A 15,815-nucleotide genomic window follows, 5' to 3' on the forward strand; every position below is an offset into this window, starting at 1 on the left:
GCCCGGCAGGCCGTGCCACGCCACGCCGCGCCGCGTCCGGCGGTTGTCGGTCGAGCGTGCTTTTGTGATGTGCCCCGGGTGACAACGACGAGACGGCCGATGAGTTTTGTCGGCGCCGCTCGTCTACCCCTCGACACGACGAGAGCACGAGAGAACACCGGCCGCACGGAACGTGCGTGGTACAGCCGGGTTCACCACCGAAGGAGCACACCATGGGCATGATCAAGGTGCACGAGTTCACCACCGTCGACGGCGTCATCGGCGCGCCGATGTGGACCATGGACTACGGGTTCACGCCGGCCCTCGGCGAGGCGATCGGCGGCTTCATGGCCTCGTGCACGGCGATCCTGCTCGGCCGCACCACGTACGAGGAGTTCGCCCCGGCCTGGTCCACGCGCACCGCCGAGGACGACCCGGGCGCGCCGTTCTTCAACGACACCCCCAAGTACGTCGTCTCCTCGACGCTGAAGCAGGCGGACTGGAACAACTCGACCGTGCTCGGTGCATACGACGCGGAAGCCATCCGCCGGTTCAAGGAGAGCATCGACGGAGACATCTACGTCAGCGGCAGCGGCACCCTCGTCCGCGCACTCCTCGCCGACGGCCTGGTCGACGAACTGCACCTGCTGGTCTACCCGATCGCGCTCGGCACCGGCCCGCGGCTGTTCCCGGAAGGCGCCCCGGAGACCAAGCTCGAGCTCGCGGGCAGTCAGGCCATCGACAACGGCGTGCTGCACGTGACGTACACGCCGGCGACGACGGACTGAGCCGAGCCGGCAGGCTGGGACCGGCCTGCCGCCGACACCGGGGTGGGCGGCCGGGTCGTTCCCTGTCCGGCGGCGCTCCTGTGGCGGTCATGCTGCTTCGGAGGGCGGACCCGAAACCACCACCCACCACGGAGGAAGAAGCAGTGAAGCGCATCGGCATCATCGGAGTGGGCGAGATCGGCCGGGCCATCGTGGCGGGCCTGTGCGACGGGGTCGACCAGTCGCCGGAGGTGTTCCTGTCGCCCCGGGGAGCCCGCGCGGCCGCGGAGTTGTCATCGCGCTACGAGGGCGTACGGGTCTGCGCCGACAACCAGGAGGTGGTGGACCGCTCGGAGGTGGTGATCATCGCCGTCCGCCGCCAGGACCGGCACGAAGCCCTCGCCGACGTGCGGGTGGACGACGACAAGACCGTGGTCAACGTGATGGCCGGCGTCGCCAACGACGACCTGCGCCGGACCTTGGCCACCGACGCGCCGCTGGTACGGGCGATCCCCTTGCCCTCCATCCGCGAACGTCGCTGCGTCACGGTGACGTACCCCTCGCACCCGGTGGTGGATCCCCTCTTCGAGTACCTGGGCGGGGCCCTCCCGGTCGCGGACGAGGCGGCCTTCGACGTCTTTTCCGCGCTCACCGGGACGCTGACCACCCACTACGCGTATCTCGCCACGCTCGCATCCTGGGCCGTCGGCCACGGCATCGCCTCCGCCGACGCCGACCGCTACGTCCGCGGGCTCTTCCAGGGCGTCGGCCGCACCCTGAGCGACGAGACTCGCTCGCTGCAACAACTCGCCGCCGACCACGAGACCCCGAACGGAAGCAACGAACGCATCCGCACCACATGGTTCGACCCGGCGAACTCCGCAGCACTCACCAAAGCCCTCGACGGCCTCCTCACCGATCTGCGGTAACCCGGGGGTATCCCAAGCCAAGACCCTCCACCCGCAGCCGTCCGGTGAAACGAACTCCGCCTGCCGGCTACGACTTTGGGCACATCGATACGGCCGTCGACGCCCAGCCGGTGATCTCCAGTGTCCGAAACGGTCGACCAACCCTCCGGCCGGCCGGACCACCCGCCGGTCGGCAAGCACGAACGCCTCGTCTGCGAGCATGCAAGCACCAGGATGCCGGTGGCGGCCTGCCGCAGATGCGCCGGGAAAGTCTTCGGTTCCGTCACGACGACACCCTCTCACCCATCCACCGGCGCCGATCGCCCCGGACCTGTCGAGTGCGGATGTCCGTTTGCAGGTCGGCTCCTTACTGCTAGGGCCTGTTAATCAGATTATCGTTTATCGAGCCTTACGTGGTCGTGCATGTCGAGGGGGCACAGGCGGACCTCCTCGAAAGGTCATCCGCGTTGCGTTTCCGTATGCGATGACAAGTCAAGAACCGGCCGGCGCTCGTCCCGATCGGCACGGCCGGGCCGTGACGAGGGCTGCCCGAGCGGCTTCGGGCCGGTCGGTGGCCCGGCGGGGCGGGGATCGGGAACGAACCGGTTGACCTGCCTTGCCTTGCGCCTTGCAACTTCGATCGGCGGTGACCGCCATAACCGGATGGGGAACTTCGCGGTGGTCGACCGGGATCGGATCCTCGTGCCCGATCCGGATCCGCTGGTCGCCGTCCTGGTCGAGGAGGGGCTGCTCCCCGTGGCGGCGATCCGGGACGCCGATCCTGACGCGGCGCCGCCGGAGATCCGCACCGTCTCGGGGCTCACGGTGTTCGTATCGGCTGTTCAGCGCGAGACGTTGGAGCAGTTCTGTGCCGCAACCGGCGTCCCTCGACGGCGGCGCCAGGACGTCTGGGCCGACCTTCTCGAGCCTTTCGTCGACACCGAGTTCGGCGACCGACTCCAGGAGGCCACGGCCCTGCGGCTCGGCGAGGTCGGCCTTGGGCCCGCCGAGGTCGCTGCCATCCGGGCGCGGGTAGCCCCGATCATGTCGGCTTACAACGCTCTCCATGCGGACTGGTGCCATCTGGGCCTGTGCGACCTGATCGATGCTACCGACGCCGACAACTACCGCCGCGTGGCTACGTTCTCGAGTATCGACCCGCACGCGACACCGGCCGATCTGCCGGCGAACTTCCCGAACCACACCGCGTTCCTGACCTGGGCCATGCACATCGCCGATCTCGGCCGCTACGAACGCGACGCCGCATAGGCCGTGTCCGGTGGATGTCGGCGCGGCCGCCCGCGTGGGGATGGTGGCGAGGAGAGGGCGGGTCGTGGCGTTCTTGTCGACGCGAGATCGTTGGGCTGGGCTGCGGAGGTGGGGTGTTACGTGTTTCGGGTGGGAGGTTCCGGTGTGGTTCGTTTGGCTCGGTATGGGGCCAGGAACGTGGTCAGCGCGGACAACGTCGCCTCCGGGGCTTCCTCGGCGGGGTAGTGGCCGCATTCGGGGATGACCACGCTCTGCACGTCGTCGGCGGCGAGCCTCATCGTCGCGCCGACCGCTTCGCCCGCGTTCTCCGCTCCCCCGATGGCCAGGACGGGGATGTTCAGCCGTCGAGTCCTGCGCTCCTGGTTCTGTTCGATGGTCGTATCGAGTGCCCGGTAGAACTCGAAGCTGGCGCGCAGGGCTTCCGGGTCGGCGGCGAGGGTGTCGACGTAATGTCGGACGGCGTACTCGGGCAGCGCCTTCGCGGCTTTCGAGGCGAACTGGTGGCCGAAGTAGAGGTGTTCCCGTCCGCTGACCAACTGCTCGTTGACGTCGGCGAGTCGGTTGAAGCCGAAGTGCCAGAGTCGGTTGTTGGCCTCCCGGCTGCCGAAGAGCGGGGGTGACGGGGACAGTCCCGGGATCGCGGCCTCGGCGACGACCAGGCGGTCGAGCCGGTCGGGGTGGTCCGCGGCCAGGGCGTAGCCGGTCCACATCCCGATGTCGTGACCGACCATGGCGAAGCGCCCGTGCCCGAGCGCGTCCATCAGCGCGACCAGGTCGCGGGCGAGCGTGCCGGTGTCGTACCCGTCCACGGGCTTGTCGGACAGCCCGACACCGCGCGGATCGACCGCGACGACATGGAACTCCCGGGCCAGCGCGGGCATCAGGAGGCGCCATGCGTACCAGGTCTGGGGCCAGCCGGCGACCAACAGCAGTGCGGGGCCTTCGCCGCCGGTGACGGCGTGCAGCCGCAGTTCGCCGGTGTCCACGTACCGGCTGGTGAAGGTGTCGGTGAATCCGGCCGGGAGGTTGGGGACTCGGGAGACGGAACCGGGGCCTTCCGGCGTCGGCAGTCGGGTCCCTGTGTGGACGTCTGGCGCAAGGTCGTCGGTCATCGGGCGGCCTTTCGGGTGGGAACCGGTGCGGAAACGGGTGAGGAAGCACCGGTCGTCGCCACGCTAGTCATCTTGGATCGATCGGTCAAAGATAATTTGACCGATCGATCCAAGATGGGGATAGGCTCATCATAGGAACCCGAAACGGGAGGTGCACGCTGTCCGGCCGGAAGCAGTTCGATGTCGGCGCCGCCCTGGATCAGGCCATGCGCGTGTTCTGGCAGCGCGGGTACGCGGATGCCTCACTCGATGCCCTCACCTCGGCCACCGGCCTGGGCCGCGGCTCCCTGTACGGCACCTTCGGCAACAAGGACGCCCTGTTCGGCCGGTGCCTCGACCTCTATGCGTCGATCTACGGCACGCGGTTCGAGGAGGCGCTTGCGGCTCACCCCGATGATCCGGTGCGCGCGGTCGGGGCGTTCTTCGACGTCGTCCTGAGTCGTATCGCCGACCCGTCGGTCCCCGCCGGGTGCCTCATCGTCCAGTCCGCCGCTCAGTCACCGATGCTGAGTGAGGAGATCGGCATTCGGGTGCGGGGTCTGCTCGACGTCCAGCGCCGGCGGGTGCGGGGGGCACTGGCGCGCTCGTCGGTGTCGTCGGGCTCGTCTGACGCCTTGGACGCCTCGGACTCCTCGGACGCCTCGGATTCGTCGGACTTCCCGGACTCGTCCGGCTCCTCGGACTCGTCGGGCTCCCCGGATTCGTCGGAGTCCCCGGATTCGTCGGGCTCCCCGGTCGACGCCCGAACGCTCGACGAACTCGCCATGTTCGTCGTCGCCGTCAACCAGTCGTTGGCCGTACTGAGCCGTGCCGGGGCTTCCGACGCCGAGCTGCGCTCCGTGGCCCGACTCGCCTGCACGACGGTGGCAAACACTCTCGCCGCGGATCGGCCGTCGGGGCCGGAGGACGGGTCGCCGCAGGGCGCTATGGCATAACCGGCGAAGCCGCGGCGTCGAGGACGACGAGGCTTACCCACTCGCGTTGTTCGCGCAGCTCTCGGGGTCGGGGCTGCACAGCCAGCCGTTGACGGCGAAGCGGCTGTCCGCGTGTTGCCGGCTCGGGCAGTCGACCGGCCGTACCTCGTGCCAGGCGGTGGGGCGAAAGAACACGATGCTGTCGTGCTCGGGCTGCCAGTCCCGCCAACTGCGCTCCTGCCACTCGCCGGCCGTGTCGGTGTGCAGCGGCAACACAGCGTCGAACACGCGCAGTTCGCCGCCGCCGAAGGGCCGGGGTGTGCGATGCAGGTAATACACGAACGTGAGCAGACGTCGGGGCTCGAACTCGGAGCTGCTGTCCTGGTGCGGCCGGTAGAAGTCGCCGTCGTTGTGCACGTTGAGGCTGTAGCTGGGGTCGGTGTGTCGGCAGGAGACTCCCAGGGTGTGTTCGACCGCCTCCAACACCTCATCGATGGCCGACATCAACTCCGGCGCGGCGAAGTCCTGGCACGAGCGGGACCGGCGAATGTCGGGAACCACCTCCCGATCTCCCACCATGGACGGCCGCAACATGTCGCCGACGGAGGCGATGGCGCGCTCCAGCAGGGCGCCGGCCGTACGCTCACCCAGGAATCGGGTGATGCGGCAGACCGTCACCGGAAGCCGCCAGATCGCGTCCGTACACACCGCCGACGGGCGATCCGTCCCCTCGGGCCGATCCGTCTCCGTCCCCTCGGGTGATCCCGTCATGGTGTCGTGTTCCGCCAAGGTGTCCTGCCCGGTCATGGTGTTCCGCCTTCGGACGCGTTCACGCTCGCGGCTTCTCGTAGCCGATCCACCTCGGACGCGAGTTCTTCCACGCGGCGGTGCAGTGCCTGGACGCACACCAGGGCGACGCCGAGGCCGTCGACGACGGGGATCCTGGTGTCGTCCTGGTTGAAGCCGAAGGCGGCGTGCCAGTCCTGGGCCATCGGCCCGAGGTGGCGCACGTCCTCGGCCTCCCACAGGTAGCGCCAGGTGCTGACGGGCAGCGCGGCCACGGTCGCCAGGACCTCGTAGCCGTTGACCGCGCCGACCGGAGCCACGGCGCCACTCTCCGGCACGCCGGCCGTACGAGGGGATGGGAGACCGTGGCCGGCCGTACGAGGGGCCGGGATACCGTCGTCGGCCGAATGAGGGGCCGACAACACTGGGTCGGCTGCCGCCCGGGAGCGCCGGTGGAAGATCCGCATCCCTATCGACTCCAGTCGACCGGGACCACGTCCTGCTTGAGCGTGCGATCGCTGCAGATGGCGCAAGGGCCGCTGGGGAGACCGGGACCCTGATCGGTGCCGACGGTGATCGCTCCGTGCGCTCCGACCGGGGCGTGGATGCCGTCGCCGACCAGCGCGGCCTCGTACCCGCCCAGCAACTCCTGGAGGGTTCCGGGGCCCAGATTCTCCGGAGCGGAGATCGCGGCGATGCCCGAGCCGTCCGTATAGGCCATCCCCAACGTACGGCCACCCATGGTGGCGAACACGATCTTCGCACCGCGGATGGGCTCCCCGGTCACCGCGTCGGTCGCCATCGCGTTGATGTTCTCCAGTTGCATCTGGGTGACATTGAGGCTGGCCTGACTCGCGGTGAGCCTGGTCGGCTTCAGGCCGGGGCATTCCGCTCCGGTGCACGGGGCACCGGACGGGGTCGTCGCGGACGCGCTGACACCGCTTCCCGCGCCCAGCGACGCCAAGGCCGCCGCCATCACTGCGACAGTCCTACGACCCGCAAAACTCATGTCCACTCCCCTGGGAACCGCCGAGCATGATTCGCGCCGACGCGTGACGCCGCCGGAGCACCGCCCCCCTTCGGACGACGCCACGGAGCGTATTCACACCCATCCGGCCCAATCCAGCAGACAAACGAGAGTTCCCACTATCTGATGAATCGCTGGTAGGAACAGCAACGTTGGCGACGGCGACCGCGCCGGCCACGGCGGGAAGTCGCGGCCACGGTCGCGATGTTTTCGACCAGGCGGGGATGGGCGACGAGTTCGGCCATCACGTCGCTGAGCCGGTGGGTTTCGAAGATCGAGCGCACCGTGTCCGAGCCTCGTTCAAGGATCGTGCGTTCGTTCGCCCGCAGTCGGGGATCCGCGCGCATTCGCTCCAATTCGGCTATGAGATCGGCCACTTCGTCGGCGTCCAGGAGAGCGTCAAGGGTGACGAAGCCGTCGTCGGCGTAGCTACGCAGGTCATCGGCGGCCAGAGGCCCCGTCCACCGGCCGGGCCAGACAACAGGCTCGCGCGAGCGCGCCCGGCGGCATGCCGTGGAACGCGTTGGTGAAGCCGGTCACCGCCTGGGGGCGAGCGCTCGGGCCGGTTCGCCGCTCGCGGGGCGTGGTCGCGTCGGCGGTCCGGGGGGCCGGAGGGGGCCGCGGGTGGCGGGCGGCGGCTGGGGAGTCGGGAGTCCGATGGACCGTACTCGGTGACTCGGATCGGCTTCGGCTCCGTGCTGCCGCGCCCGCCGTGCTCCGTGGCGGTGTCGCGTGGTGGTGTTGCGTGGCGGTGTTACGTGGCGGTGGTTCGTGCGGTGCTCAGGCGGCCTTTGCTCGGCCTCCGGAAACCTGGCGCAGGGCGTCGTCGAGGTCGGACTGGGCGCGTTGCAGCCAGGCCGTGGTGATGTCCACGGCGTCGCCGATTTCGCCGCTGCGTCGGTGCAGGTGCGGCTGCTCGCCCTCCTCGGCGGCGCGGGCGTGCTTGATCGCGTGGTGGATGCGTCCTGCGGCAGCGAGTTCGCCGCCTGCCACCTGGAGCCAGGCCCGGGTCGCCTCGTCGGCGACCTTGCCGGTGTTCGCGGAGTCGGTCAGCGCCCGCGCGATCGCCTCGATGCTCTTGCCCGCCAGCTTGCGCGTCACCAATGCCGGCGGCAGACCGGGAAGTTGGTCCAGCTCGGCCAGGACCACACTTTCCAGCAGGGCCAGGCTGTACGTCACTCGACCCAGTTTCAACAGATACTCGTCATCCGGAATCATCGAGCCATTGTGCGATATGGGTCGGACACGATCGTGACACCACACGGCGTGTCGCACCCAATGCAGCCGGACGCGCCAAGTTCGGCGCGCGCGGCACGCGGCGCAGGTGCACCCCCGCCCTACCGCGTCGGCGCATCCGGCCCGCCGGCGGTCACCTTTCCCGGCCGCGAGCGCGCCCACGGCCGCGATCCGTACAGCTCGACGACGGCGCGCTGCGGAGTACGCGAGCCGGAGCGGCTCGGGCCTCGCGGCGGCGGCGGGTCCGCGCGGCGGGCGCGGGCGAGCAGGCGCAGGCACTCGGCCGGGTTGTCGCGGACCGGGCGGCGGGTGATGGCGGAGCCCATGGCGCAGACGTTGTCCAGCCGGTGGTGGGTGAGCGCGAGCACGCTGCGTACCAGCGGCCGGTACTCCGGCGGCACGTCGCCGACCAGGCGATCACCGGCGTCGAGCGCGGCACGCGCGCTGGTCGCGGTCGCGGCCAGCAGGGCCCGTACGCCGGGCGTGTCCCGGCCCGATCCCAGATCGGCGCGCGTGACGCCGTACCGTTCCAGGTCCGATTGCGGCAGCCGCATCCGTCCCGCACCCAGGTCGTCCGCCAAGTCGCAGAGCAGATCGGTGCGTTGGAACCCGTCGGTGAACAGGCGTACGGATGCCGCGAATTCCTCGTCCGGAACGAGATGCGGGGTGAGCCCGGTGCTGAGCATCGCGCCCGGCCAGGTCAGCGCGTCGACGTAGCGCTGGTAGGCGTCCTCGTCCGCGAACTCGGGAAAGTCCAGTTCGGCGCGGGTGCCCTCCAGGTAGGCGTCGGCCCACGTGCGTGGCAGGCCGTGCACCCGGGCGGCGTGCAGGTACGCCCGCAACAGCGGATGCGTCGCGATGTCGGTGTCCAGTGCCGCCCGCACCCGGGTGGCCCACGCCTCGAATCGCCGCCGACGTCCGGCCTCGTCACCGCGGTCGCAGACGTCGTCCGTGAAGTACCCCATCGCGGCGCCGACGAGCGCGTGCGGCGCGAACTGCGGCGGCGCCAGCAGCCGCAACGCGGCCCATCCGGCCGTCTCCCGGCGTCGCATGAACCGCTCGGCGGCCGTGTAGTCGGCGCGCAGTGCGCTGTCACGCACGCCCGCCGCATCCAGACAACGCCGCCACGAGCGCATGAAACCCCCGAAGGTTGGTCACCACAGGCTGATTTGCCGCACGGAGAGTATCAGCACGGACCGGGGCAAACCCACGTCCGCGACGCGGCGGTGGCGGTGGCGAAAGGCGCCCGTCCCGAGGCGCAACAACGGGCCGCACACTCGATCACCTGGTCACCTGCTCAGCCGGTCACCCGGTCACCCGATCGCCGGAACACGAGCGCCCGAGTCGTCGCGGAGGAGCCGCCCGACGACTGGGGGTGAGATCGCCGGGCGGCCCGGGCACCGACCACGGGGGTTGTCGGCGCATCCGCAACGATCCGCCGTACAACCGCCCGTGCGCAAGACCCGATGCGCCACCCGCGCGACCTGCAAGCCTCCCGCAGGACCCCGGAAAGCCAGGTTCCGGCTCACCCGATTCCGGCGGGGGCGTGGGGGCGTGCGTGGTCCGGTCCCGGGATCAGCTGAAGACCACCGACCGGAGCTTCAGGCGCTCGGAGGCGGAACCGCCGTTGGGGCGGAGGGTGTAGTAGTCGCCCTCGCAGTCGACGTCGGTGAAGACGGTGGCGGTGGCGTCGGTGTCGTTCCTCGGCGAATGGGCCGGATTCGACGAATCGGGGTCGGCAACTTCGGGCAGCGTGATGCATTCCCGGCTGGGCGGGTCGCTCAATCGGGCCTCCTGCGCCTGCCCGTTGAGGCCGGTGTACTTGTAGGAGAACTCGCCGGTGGCGGCGCCGGCGGAGGTCGGCAGGGTCACGACGAGCACGAGCGCGCCGAGTGCGGCGACCATGGTGTTGCGGAGACGCATGGGGAGGAGTTCCTTTCCCAACGGACCGTTCGGCCCCACCCTTTCGCGGCCGACAGGCGGATCCGTCGCGTGGCACGCCGCATCACTCCCACGGGGAGGCTGAATCGATTCCGACCCGGCCGAGTGGGCGACCCCACACGTGCGTTCGGAGCAATCGGCGCCCCGCCGTGACCGCGAAGCCGACGCACATCGTCGGTCACCGGCCGGGCGAGGACCACACCGGGCAACCCACCCCGCGTGGCCCCCGCCGCCGACACGGGCGCAGACGCCGTGCCGCCCCCGTCCTGCCGACCCTGCGCCGCCCCCACCCCCCGCCGACCCCCGACTACTTCGGCGCAACCACCCAGGCGATGTCGGGAAGGTAGTTGGGAGCCGTCGTGAAACCGGTGAGCTTCTTGGCGTTGAAGGCGTAGATGCCATCCATGCGCATCACCGAGACGAACCAGCTTTGGTCGACCACGTAGCGGACGACCTCCTGGTACCTGGCGTCCTGCTGGTCGAGCGGTGCGCTCGCGGCGTCCGTGAGTCTGCGGGTGAGTTCCGGGTCCTGGGACGCGAAGGGGTTGAACGCGGTCGGGTGCGGGAGCAGCCAGTCCAGCGCCATCAGGTAGGTGGGCGCGGCTCCGTAGCCGAATCCGACCGCGGCGAACTTCCTCGACGTGGCGTTGGCAAGCCACTGGCCGACGCTGGTGTCGGTGGTGACCTTGGCGGTCACGCCGATCCGTTTCCATTGCTCGACCACAGCCTGGGTGACCAGGTCGATGCCGAGCAGACCCTGTGTCTCCATGTCGAGCGCGAATCCGTTCGGGTAGCCGGCTTCGGTCAGCAACTGCTTGGCCCTGGCCGGGTCGTACGGGTAGCGCTGATCGGTCTCGGCGGTGAAGCCCTCGGCCCCGGGCAGGCCGATCTGCGTGGTGGGTTGTCCGTACTGCTGCACCACGGCCTTGGTGATCGCGGCCCGGTCGACGGCGTAGTTGAGGGCTTGGCGGACCCGGACGTCCTTGAGTGGCGGGGCCAGCGTGCCGGCGCGGTCGACCAGGTTGACTCCGAGCGTCACGATCGGCGTGTGGGCGACCGTCAGGCCGCCGGATCTCGCGGCGTCGACCTGCCCGGCGGTGATGGTGAGGGCGTCGGCCTGACCGGTTTTGACGGTCTGTAGCGCGGAGTTCGGGTTGGGGATGACCTTGACGACCACCTTCTTCCAGTGGATCTTCGTCTTGTCCCAGTACCGTGCGTTCGGCGTGTAGGTGTAGTGGTCGCCGGACACGGTCTGCCCGGGGTCGAGGACGTACGGCCCGGCGCCGAAGGACCTGGTGCCCATTTTCGCCGGGTCGGCCAGACCCGCCGGGCTGATCACCGAGCCCACCAACGAGACGTTGTCGAGCAGGCGCGGCAGCACCGGGTTGGGCGTCGTGCAGTGGATCCGCACGGTCAGCGGCCCGGTGGCGGTGACCGACTCGATGGAGGACAGCCAGGAGACGTTGAGGCCGTTCTTTCGCGCGTAGTTCAGCGATGCGGCGACGCTGTCGGCGGTCAGCGGTGATCCGTCCGAGAAGGTGACGCCTTCGCGGAGTTTGAACTCGAAGTCGGTGTTGCCGGTGCCGACGTAGCCCCATTCGGTGGCCAGGCCGGGTTGGGTCGTGCCCTTCTCGTCCAGGCGCAGGAGCGTGTCGTAGGACAGGTTCACGAACCAGTTGTCCGAACCGACGTTCGCCTTGGCCGGATCCAGACTCGCCGGCGGGCTGAGCGAGACCACGGTGAGGGTGTCCCCCTTGCCGCCCTTCCCACCACTCTTGTCGCCGGACGAGCCGCCACCACAACCTGCGGCGAGCAATACGACGGTGGCAACAGCCGCCACTGCACGGGCCATTCGTGTTCTTCGCACAACGATTCCCTCGCTTACTCGATGCCCGACGACGACGCGTCGGGAGTGGTCGGGTCCGAGCCGATCCGCCGCGAATGCGAATGCGAATGCGGCTACGGCTACGGCTACCGATGCGGTTGCGGCTGCCGGTGCGGATGTGGGTTCAGTTCGGCGGCACGGTGACAGGCCACCGAACGGTCGGCCCGAAGCCGGCCCGCAGCGGTGACCGCGAGCGTGAGCGGCACCGGACGCTCCACGTGGCAGATCTCCACGGCGTACGTGCAACGGTGGGCGAAGACGCACCCGGTGAGCCCCGGTGGCCGCACCGCGACCGCGTCCGTTCGGCCCTGCCGACGGGCCCGTTGGGCTCGGGGGTCGGGTTCGGGCACGGCGGCCAGCAGCGCCCGGGTGTAGGGGTGCGCCGGGTCCGAGTAGATCTCCTCGGCGTCGCCGGATTCCATCACCCGGCCCCGGTACAACACGACGATGCGGTGCGACAGATGCCGCACCACCGGCAGGTCGTGTGCGATGAAGAGGTAGCCGAGCCCGAACTCGCGTTGCAGGTCGGCGAGCAGGTTCATCACCTGGGCCTGGATGGACAGATCGAGCGCGCTGACCGGTTCGTCGCAGATCACCAGCCGAGGAGAGATCATCAACGCCCGGGCGATCGCGATGCGTTGCCGCTGTCCGCCGGAGAACTGACCCGGGTAGCGGCGCGCGGTGTCGGCGGGCATGCCGACCCGCTCCAGCATCTCCGCGACCCGTTCCTCGATCGGTACCCGCTTCGATCGTCCGTGGACCAGGAGCGGTTCGGCCAGGGTCTGCCCGATCGTGCGGGCGGGGTTCAGCGACGAGTACGGGTCCTGGAAGACGACCTGGAGGCGGTCCGCGAGCCCGCGGCGGGTGTTGCGCGTGGCGTGCGTGATGTCCACGCCCTCGAACCGGATGCGGCCCGAGTGCACCGGGTTCAAGCCGAGCACGGCCCGGCCGATGGTGGACTTCCCCGAGCCGGACTCCCCGACCAGGCCCACCGTTTCGCCCGCCCCGATGCCCAGCGAGACACCGTCCACCGCACGCAGTGGCGCGATGCCCCGACCCTGGCGGAACTCGACTGCCAGATCCGTGATGTGCAGGAGGTCGGTCATCGGCGGGTTCCCTCCGCGAGCAGGTGTCCGGCATGGACGCAGCGTGTCCACCGGGCGGGTTCCGGTTCGGCGAGCGCGACCGGGGCATGCGTGCACGCGTCGGTCACGCGGGGGCAGCGCGGGGCGAATCGGCACCCGTGCGGCCGGTCCCCGGGGGCGGGCACCGTGCCCGGGATGGTGAAGAGCGTGCCGCCGGCACCGGCGTGGTGCGGGTTGGCCGCCATCAGACCGGAGGTGTACGGATGCAGCGGGAGATCGAACATCGGCTCCACCAGGGCCTGTTCGACGACCTGCCCGGCATACATCACCACCGCGCGCCGGCACAGGTCGGCAACGACACCCCAGTCGTGGGTGACGATCAGCACGGCCATGCCGGTCCGGTCCTGGAGGGCGCGGAGCAGGTCGAGGATCTCGGCCTGGACGGTGACGTCCAGGGCGGTGGTCGGCTCGTCCGCGATCAGCAGCCGGGGCTCGCCGGCCAGGGCCAGCGCGATGGCCACGCGTTGCGCCATGCCGCCGGAGAGCTGGTGCGGATAGCGTCGGGCCACCGCCTCGGGGGCGGGCAGGTTGACCAGTTCGAGCAGTTCGCGCACCCGGCGCCGGGCGGTGGGCCGGTCGCAGCGGCGATGACGGCGTACCGCCTCGCCGAGTTGCCGGCCCACCGAGAAGGTGGGGTCCAGGGCGACCATCGGCTCCTGCGATACATAGGCGATACCCGTACCGCGTACGCTTGCCAACTCGGCGGGCCGCCCGACGAGTTCGACGCCGTCGAAGACCACGCTGCCGGACCGGACCCGACCGCCGCCCGGAACCATGCCCAGGATGCCCAGCGACGTCACGGACTTGCCGCAGCCGGATTCGCCGACCAGACCCACCGTCTCCCCGGGCAGCACGTCGAGGCTGAGGTCGTGCACAACCGGGAGTCCGCCGATCTCGATCGACAGGTTGCGCACCGAGAGCAGTGCGGCGGGGTTCGCGGATTCGGCTGCGCTCGACTCCGCTGCGACCTCCGGCGGTTCGGTCGTGGTGCGCCGACCGGCAGGGCCGGAGCCTTTGGGGACCGCCCAGTTCTCCACCGCCGCATCGCGCACCGCGTCGCCGAGCAGCGCGAGTGCGATCACCGTGATCACCATCGGGACTCCGGCCGGGACCAGCATCCACGGGTCGCGATCGATGGCCTGGGAAGCGTCCGCGACCAGGCCGCCCCAGGAGGGATCCGGTGGTTGCGCGCCGAGGCCGAGGAAGCCGAGTCCGGCCTGGATGGTGACCACGATCGCGGCGAACAGCGCGGCCTGGACGATGACGATGCTCGCCATCCGGGGCAGGATGTGCCGACTCAGGATGCGGGCCTGGGACAGGCCCGCGACCCTGGCCGCATCGACGTACAACTCCTCCCGGATGCCCAGCGTTTGCGAGCGCAGGATGCGGATCAGGCCCGGGCTGCCCAGCAGTCCGAAGGTGACCATCGCGGCGTGCAGGTTGCCGGGGAAGACGGACAGCACGACGAGGACGATGACGATGCCCGGCAGCGCGAACATCAGGTCGGCGGCACGGGTGGTCGACCAGTCGACCCACCCGCCGAGATAACCCGAGGCCAGGCCGAGCGTGACCCCGATGAGCAGGTACACCAGCAGAGCCTCGACGACGGCGAGCAGGGTGGACCGGCCGCCGTACAGCAGACGGCCGAGCAGATCGCGGCCCAACACGTCGGTTCCGAGCGGGTGTTCGGCCGACGGCCCGGCCAGGACGTCGCCAAGGTCCTGGGTCAGCGGGCCGTCGGCGAGCAGCGGCGCGCCGGCGGTCGCCGCGGTGAGGAGCACCAGCCAGGTGAGCGCGAACACCGCGACGGGACGGCGAAGCACGCGGCGCACGATGCCGACGCGCTCGACTCCGGTGGTGGAAGTGGGCGTGTTCATGCGGCACGCATCCTCGGGTCGAGCCGGCCGTACGCCAGGTCGACCAAGAGGTTGACCAGGACCACGAACAGCGTGATGTACAGGACGGTGCCCTGGATGACGGGGATGTCGTGCTGGATCGTCGCCTGTTGGATCAGACCGCCCAGGCCGGGCATCGCGAACACCGTTTCCACGAACACCGTGCCGGCGAGCAGATTGACCAGTACCACGCCCAGCACGGTCACCACCGGCATGGCGGCGTTGCGCAGGATGTGCCGGTACAGGATCGACCGCCGGGAGAACCCGTTGGCCTCCATGACGCGGATGAAATCCTTGGTGGAGACGTCCAGGATCGAGTCGCGGGTCTGCTTGGAAATGACCGCCACCGCGCCGAGCGAGAGCGAGAGCACGGGCAGGGCCAGCGAACGGCCCCACTCCACGGGGTCGTCGGCCAGGGGAACGTACCCGGTGACCGGGAACCACCCGAACTCGACCGCCAGGACGGCGATCAGGACGAGGGCCAGCCAGAACGCCGGCACGGCGAGACCGAGCAGCGAGAGCACGTCCACCGCCTTGACCAGCGGCCCACCGCGGCGCGCGCTGAGGATGCCGAGAGTCACGCCGCCGACGCCGGATACGGCCGTACCGGTCAGGATCAGCGACAACGAGACGGGAATACGGCTGTCCAGCATCGCGGTGACCGACTCGCCGCTGAACAGCGAGGATCCCAGGTCGCCGTGCGCGACGCCCCTGAGCCAGTCCCAATACTGCTCCGGCAACGAGTCGTTCAGGCCGAGCTGGTCGCGGACCGCGTGGTACTGCTCCTCGGTCGCGTGCTGACCCACGATGGTGCGGGCCGGATCGCCCGGGACCAGGGAGACGAGCACGAAGGTGAGTGCGGAGACGACGAACAGCAGGGGGATGGAGGAAAGCAGCCGTCGGGATATCAGTCGGAGAATTGCCATGTTCACCTCGTGGGTGCTGGTGCGA

General features: G+C 69.9%; 16 protein-coding genes. 4 read left to right on the forward strand and 12 right to left on the reverse strand.

Annotated elements, in window-relative coordinates:
* Nucleotides 1-212: 212 nt before the first annotated feature.
* The 3 genes from ACZOOI_RS34485 to ACZOOI_RS34495 all read left to right on the forward strand — a co-directional run bounded on the left by ACZOOI_RS34485 (nt 213) and on the right by ACZOOI_RS34495 (nt 2,923).
* Nucleotides 213-767 (forward strand): dihydrofolate reductase family protein, encoded by a 555-nt coding sequence (locus tag ACZOOI_RS34485; RefSeq protein WP_465283492.1) that lies wholly within the window; start codon nt 213-215, stop codon nt 765-767.
* Between the two features lie 143 nt (nt 768-910).
* Nucleotides 911-1,675 (forward strand): NAD(P)-binding domain-containing protein, encoded by a 765-nt coding sequence (locus ACZOOI_RS34490; RefSeq protein WP_465283493.1) that lies wholly within the window; start codon nt 911-913, stop codon nt 1,673-1,675.
* A 585-nt stretch (nt 1,676-2,260) separates the two neighbouring features.
* Nucleotides 2,261-2,923, forward strand: coding sequence for a hypothetical protein (locus tag ACZOOI_RS34495; protein ID WP_465283494.1), 663 nt, complete (start codon nt 2,261-2,263; stop codon nt 2,921-2,923).
* A 116-nt stretch (nt 2,924-3,039) separates the two neighbouring features.
* Here the strand turns inward: ACZOOI_RS34495 and ACZOOI_RS34500 are convergent, their stop codons facing one another.
* Complete coding sequence (locus ACZOOI_RS34500; protein ID WP_465283495.1) at nt 3,040-4,035, reverse strand: alpha/beta fold hydrolase; 996 nt, start codon at nt 4,033-4,035, stop codon at nt 3,040-3,042.
* Nucleotides 4,036-4,241: 206 nt separating this feature from the next.
* Here ACZOOI_RS34500 and ACZOOI_RS34505 point away from each other — a divergent pair, with 206 nt between their 5' ends.
* Entirely contained in the window at nt 4,242-4,970 is a 729-nt protein-coding gene (locus ACZOOI_RS34505) for a TetR/AcrR family transcriptional regulator (protein ID WP_465283496.1), read from the forward strand.
* Between the two features lie 33 nt (nt 4,971-5,003).
* On the opposite strand, the gene ACZOOI_RS34510 is transcribed toward ACZOOI_RS34505, so the two are convergent.
* The 11 genes from ACZOOI_RS34510 to ACZOOI_RS34560 all read right to left on the reverse strand — a co-directional run bounded on the left by ACZOOI_RS34510 (nt 5,004) and on the right by ACZOOI_RS34560 (nt 15,790).
* Nucleotides 5,004-5,756 (reverse strand): 2OG-Fe(II) oxygenase, encoded by a 753-nt coding sequence (locus ACZOOI_RS34510; protein ID WP_465283497.1) that lies wholly within the window; start codon nt 5,754-5,756, stop codon nt 5,004-5,006.
* The gene (locus tag ACZOOI_RS34515) at nt 5,753-6,055 is read right to left on the reverse strand and encodes a tail fiber domain-containing protein (protein WP_465283498.1); all 303 of its coding nucleotides are present in this window, start codon (nt 6,053-6,055) and stop codon (nt 5,753-5,755) included. The genes ACZOOI_RS34510 and ACZOOI_RS34515 overlap by 4 nt, the downstream gene beginning before the upstream one ends.
* A gap of 149 nt (nt 6,056-6,204) precedes the next feature.
* Nucleotides 6,205-6,711: a hypothetical protein gene (locus ACZOOI_RS34520; RefSeq protein ID WP_465283499.1), complete on the reverse strand. Its 507-nt coding sequence runs from the start codon at nt 6,709-6,711 to the stop codon at nt 6,205-6,207.
* A 170-nt stretch (nt 6,712-6,881) separates the two neighbouring features.
* The gene (locus tag ACZOOI_RS34525) at nt 6,882-7,139 is read right to left on the reverse strand and encodes a hypothetical protein (protein WP_465283500.1); all 258 of its coding nucleotides are present in this window, start codon (nt 7,137-7,139) and stop codon (nt 6,882-6,884) included.
* 403 nt (nt 7,140-7,542) lie between these two features.
* Entirely contained in the window at nt 7,543-7,980 is a 438-nt protein-coding gene (locus ACZOOI_RS34530; RefSeq protein ID WP_465283501.1) for a hypothetical protein, read from the reverse strand.
* Between the two features lie 119 nt (nt 7,981-8,099).
* Nucleotides 8,100-9,098, reverse strand: coding sequence for a squalene/phytoene synthase family protein (locus ACZOOI_RS34535; protein ID WP_465283502.1), 999 nt, complete (start codon nt 9,096-9,098; stop codon nt 8,100-8,102).
* 475 nt (nt 9,099-9,573) lie between these two features.
* Entirely contained in the window at nt 9,574-9,921 is a 348-nt protein-coding gene (locus ACZOOI_RS34540; RefSeq protein ID WP_465283503.1) for a hypothetical protein, read from the reverse strand.
* A 325-nt stretch (nt 9,922-10,246) separates the two neighbouring features.
* Complete coding sequence (locus ACZOOI_RS34545; RefSeq protein WP_465283504.1) at nt 10,247-11,791, reverse strand: ABC transporter substrate-binding protein; 1,545 nt, start codon at nt 11,789-11,791, stop codon at nt 10,247-10,249.
* 119 nt (nt 11,792-11,910) lie between these two features.
* A complete protein-coding gene (locus ACZOOI_RS34550) occupies nt 11,911-12,930 on the reverse strand; it encodes an ABC transporter ATP-binding protein (protein WP_465283505.1) in 1,020 nt (339 codons plus the stop codon).
* Nucleotides 12,927-14,846: a dipeptide/oligopeptide/nickel ABC transporter permease/ATP-binding protein gene (locus ACZOOI_RS34555; protein ID WP_465283506.1), complete on the reverse strand. Its 1,920-nt coding sequence runs from the start codon at nt 14,844-14,846 to the stop codon at nt 12,927-12,929. Before ACZOOI_RS34555 ends, ACZOOI_RS34550 begins: the two co-directional genes overlap by 4 nt.
* Nucleotides 14,843-15,790 carry an ABC transporter permease gene (locus tag ACZOOI_RS34560; RefSeq protein ID WP_465283507.1) on the reverse strand — a complete coding sequence of 316 codons (948 nt, stop codon included), beginning with the start codon at nt 15,788-15,790 and terminating at the stop codon, nt 14,843-14,845. Before ACZOOI_RS34560 ends, ACZOOI_RS34555 begins: the two co-directional genes overlap by 4 nt.
* Between the last annotated feature and the right edge of the window lie 25 nt (nt 15,791-15,815).

This window comes from Embleya sp. L77, assembly GCF_055557415.1.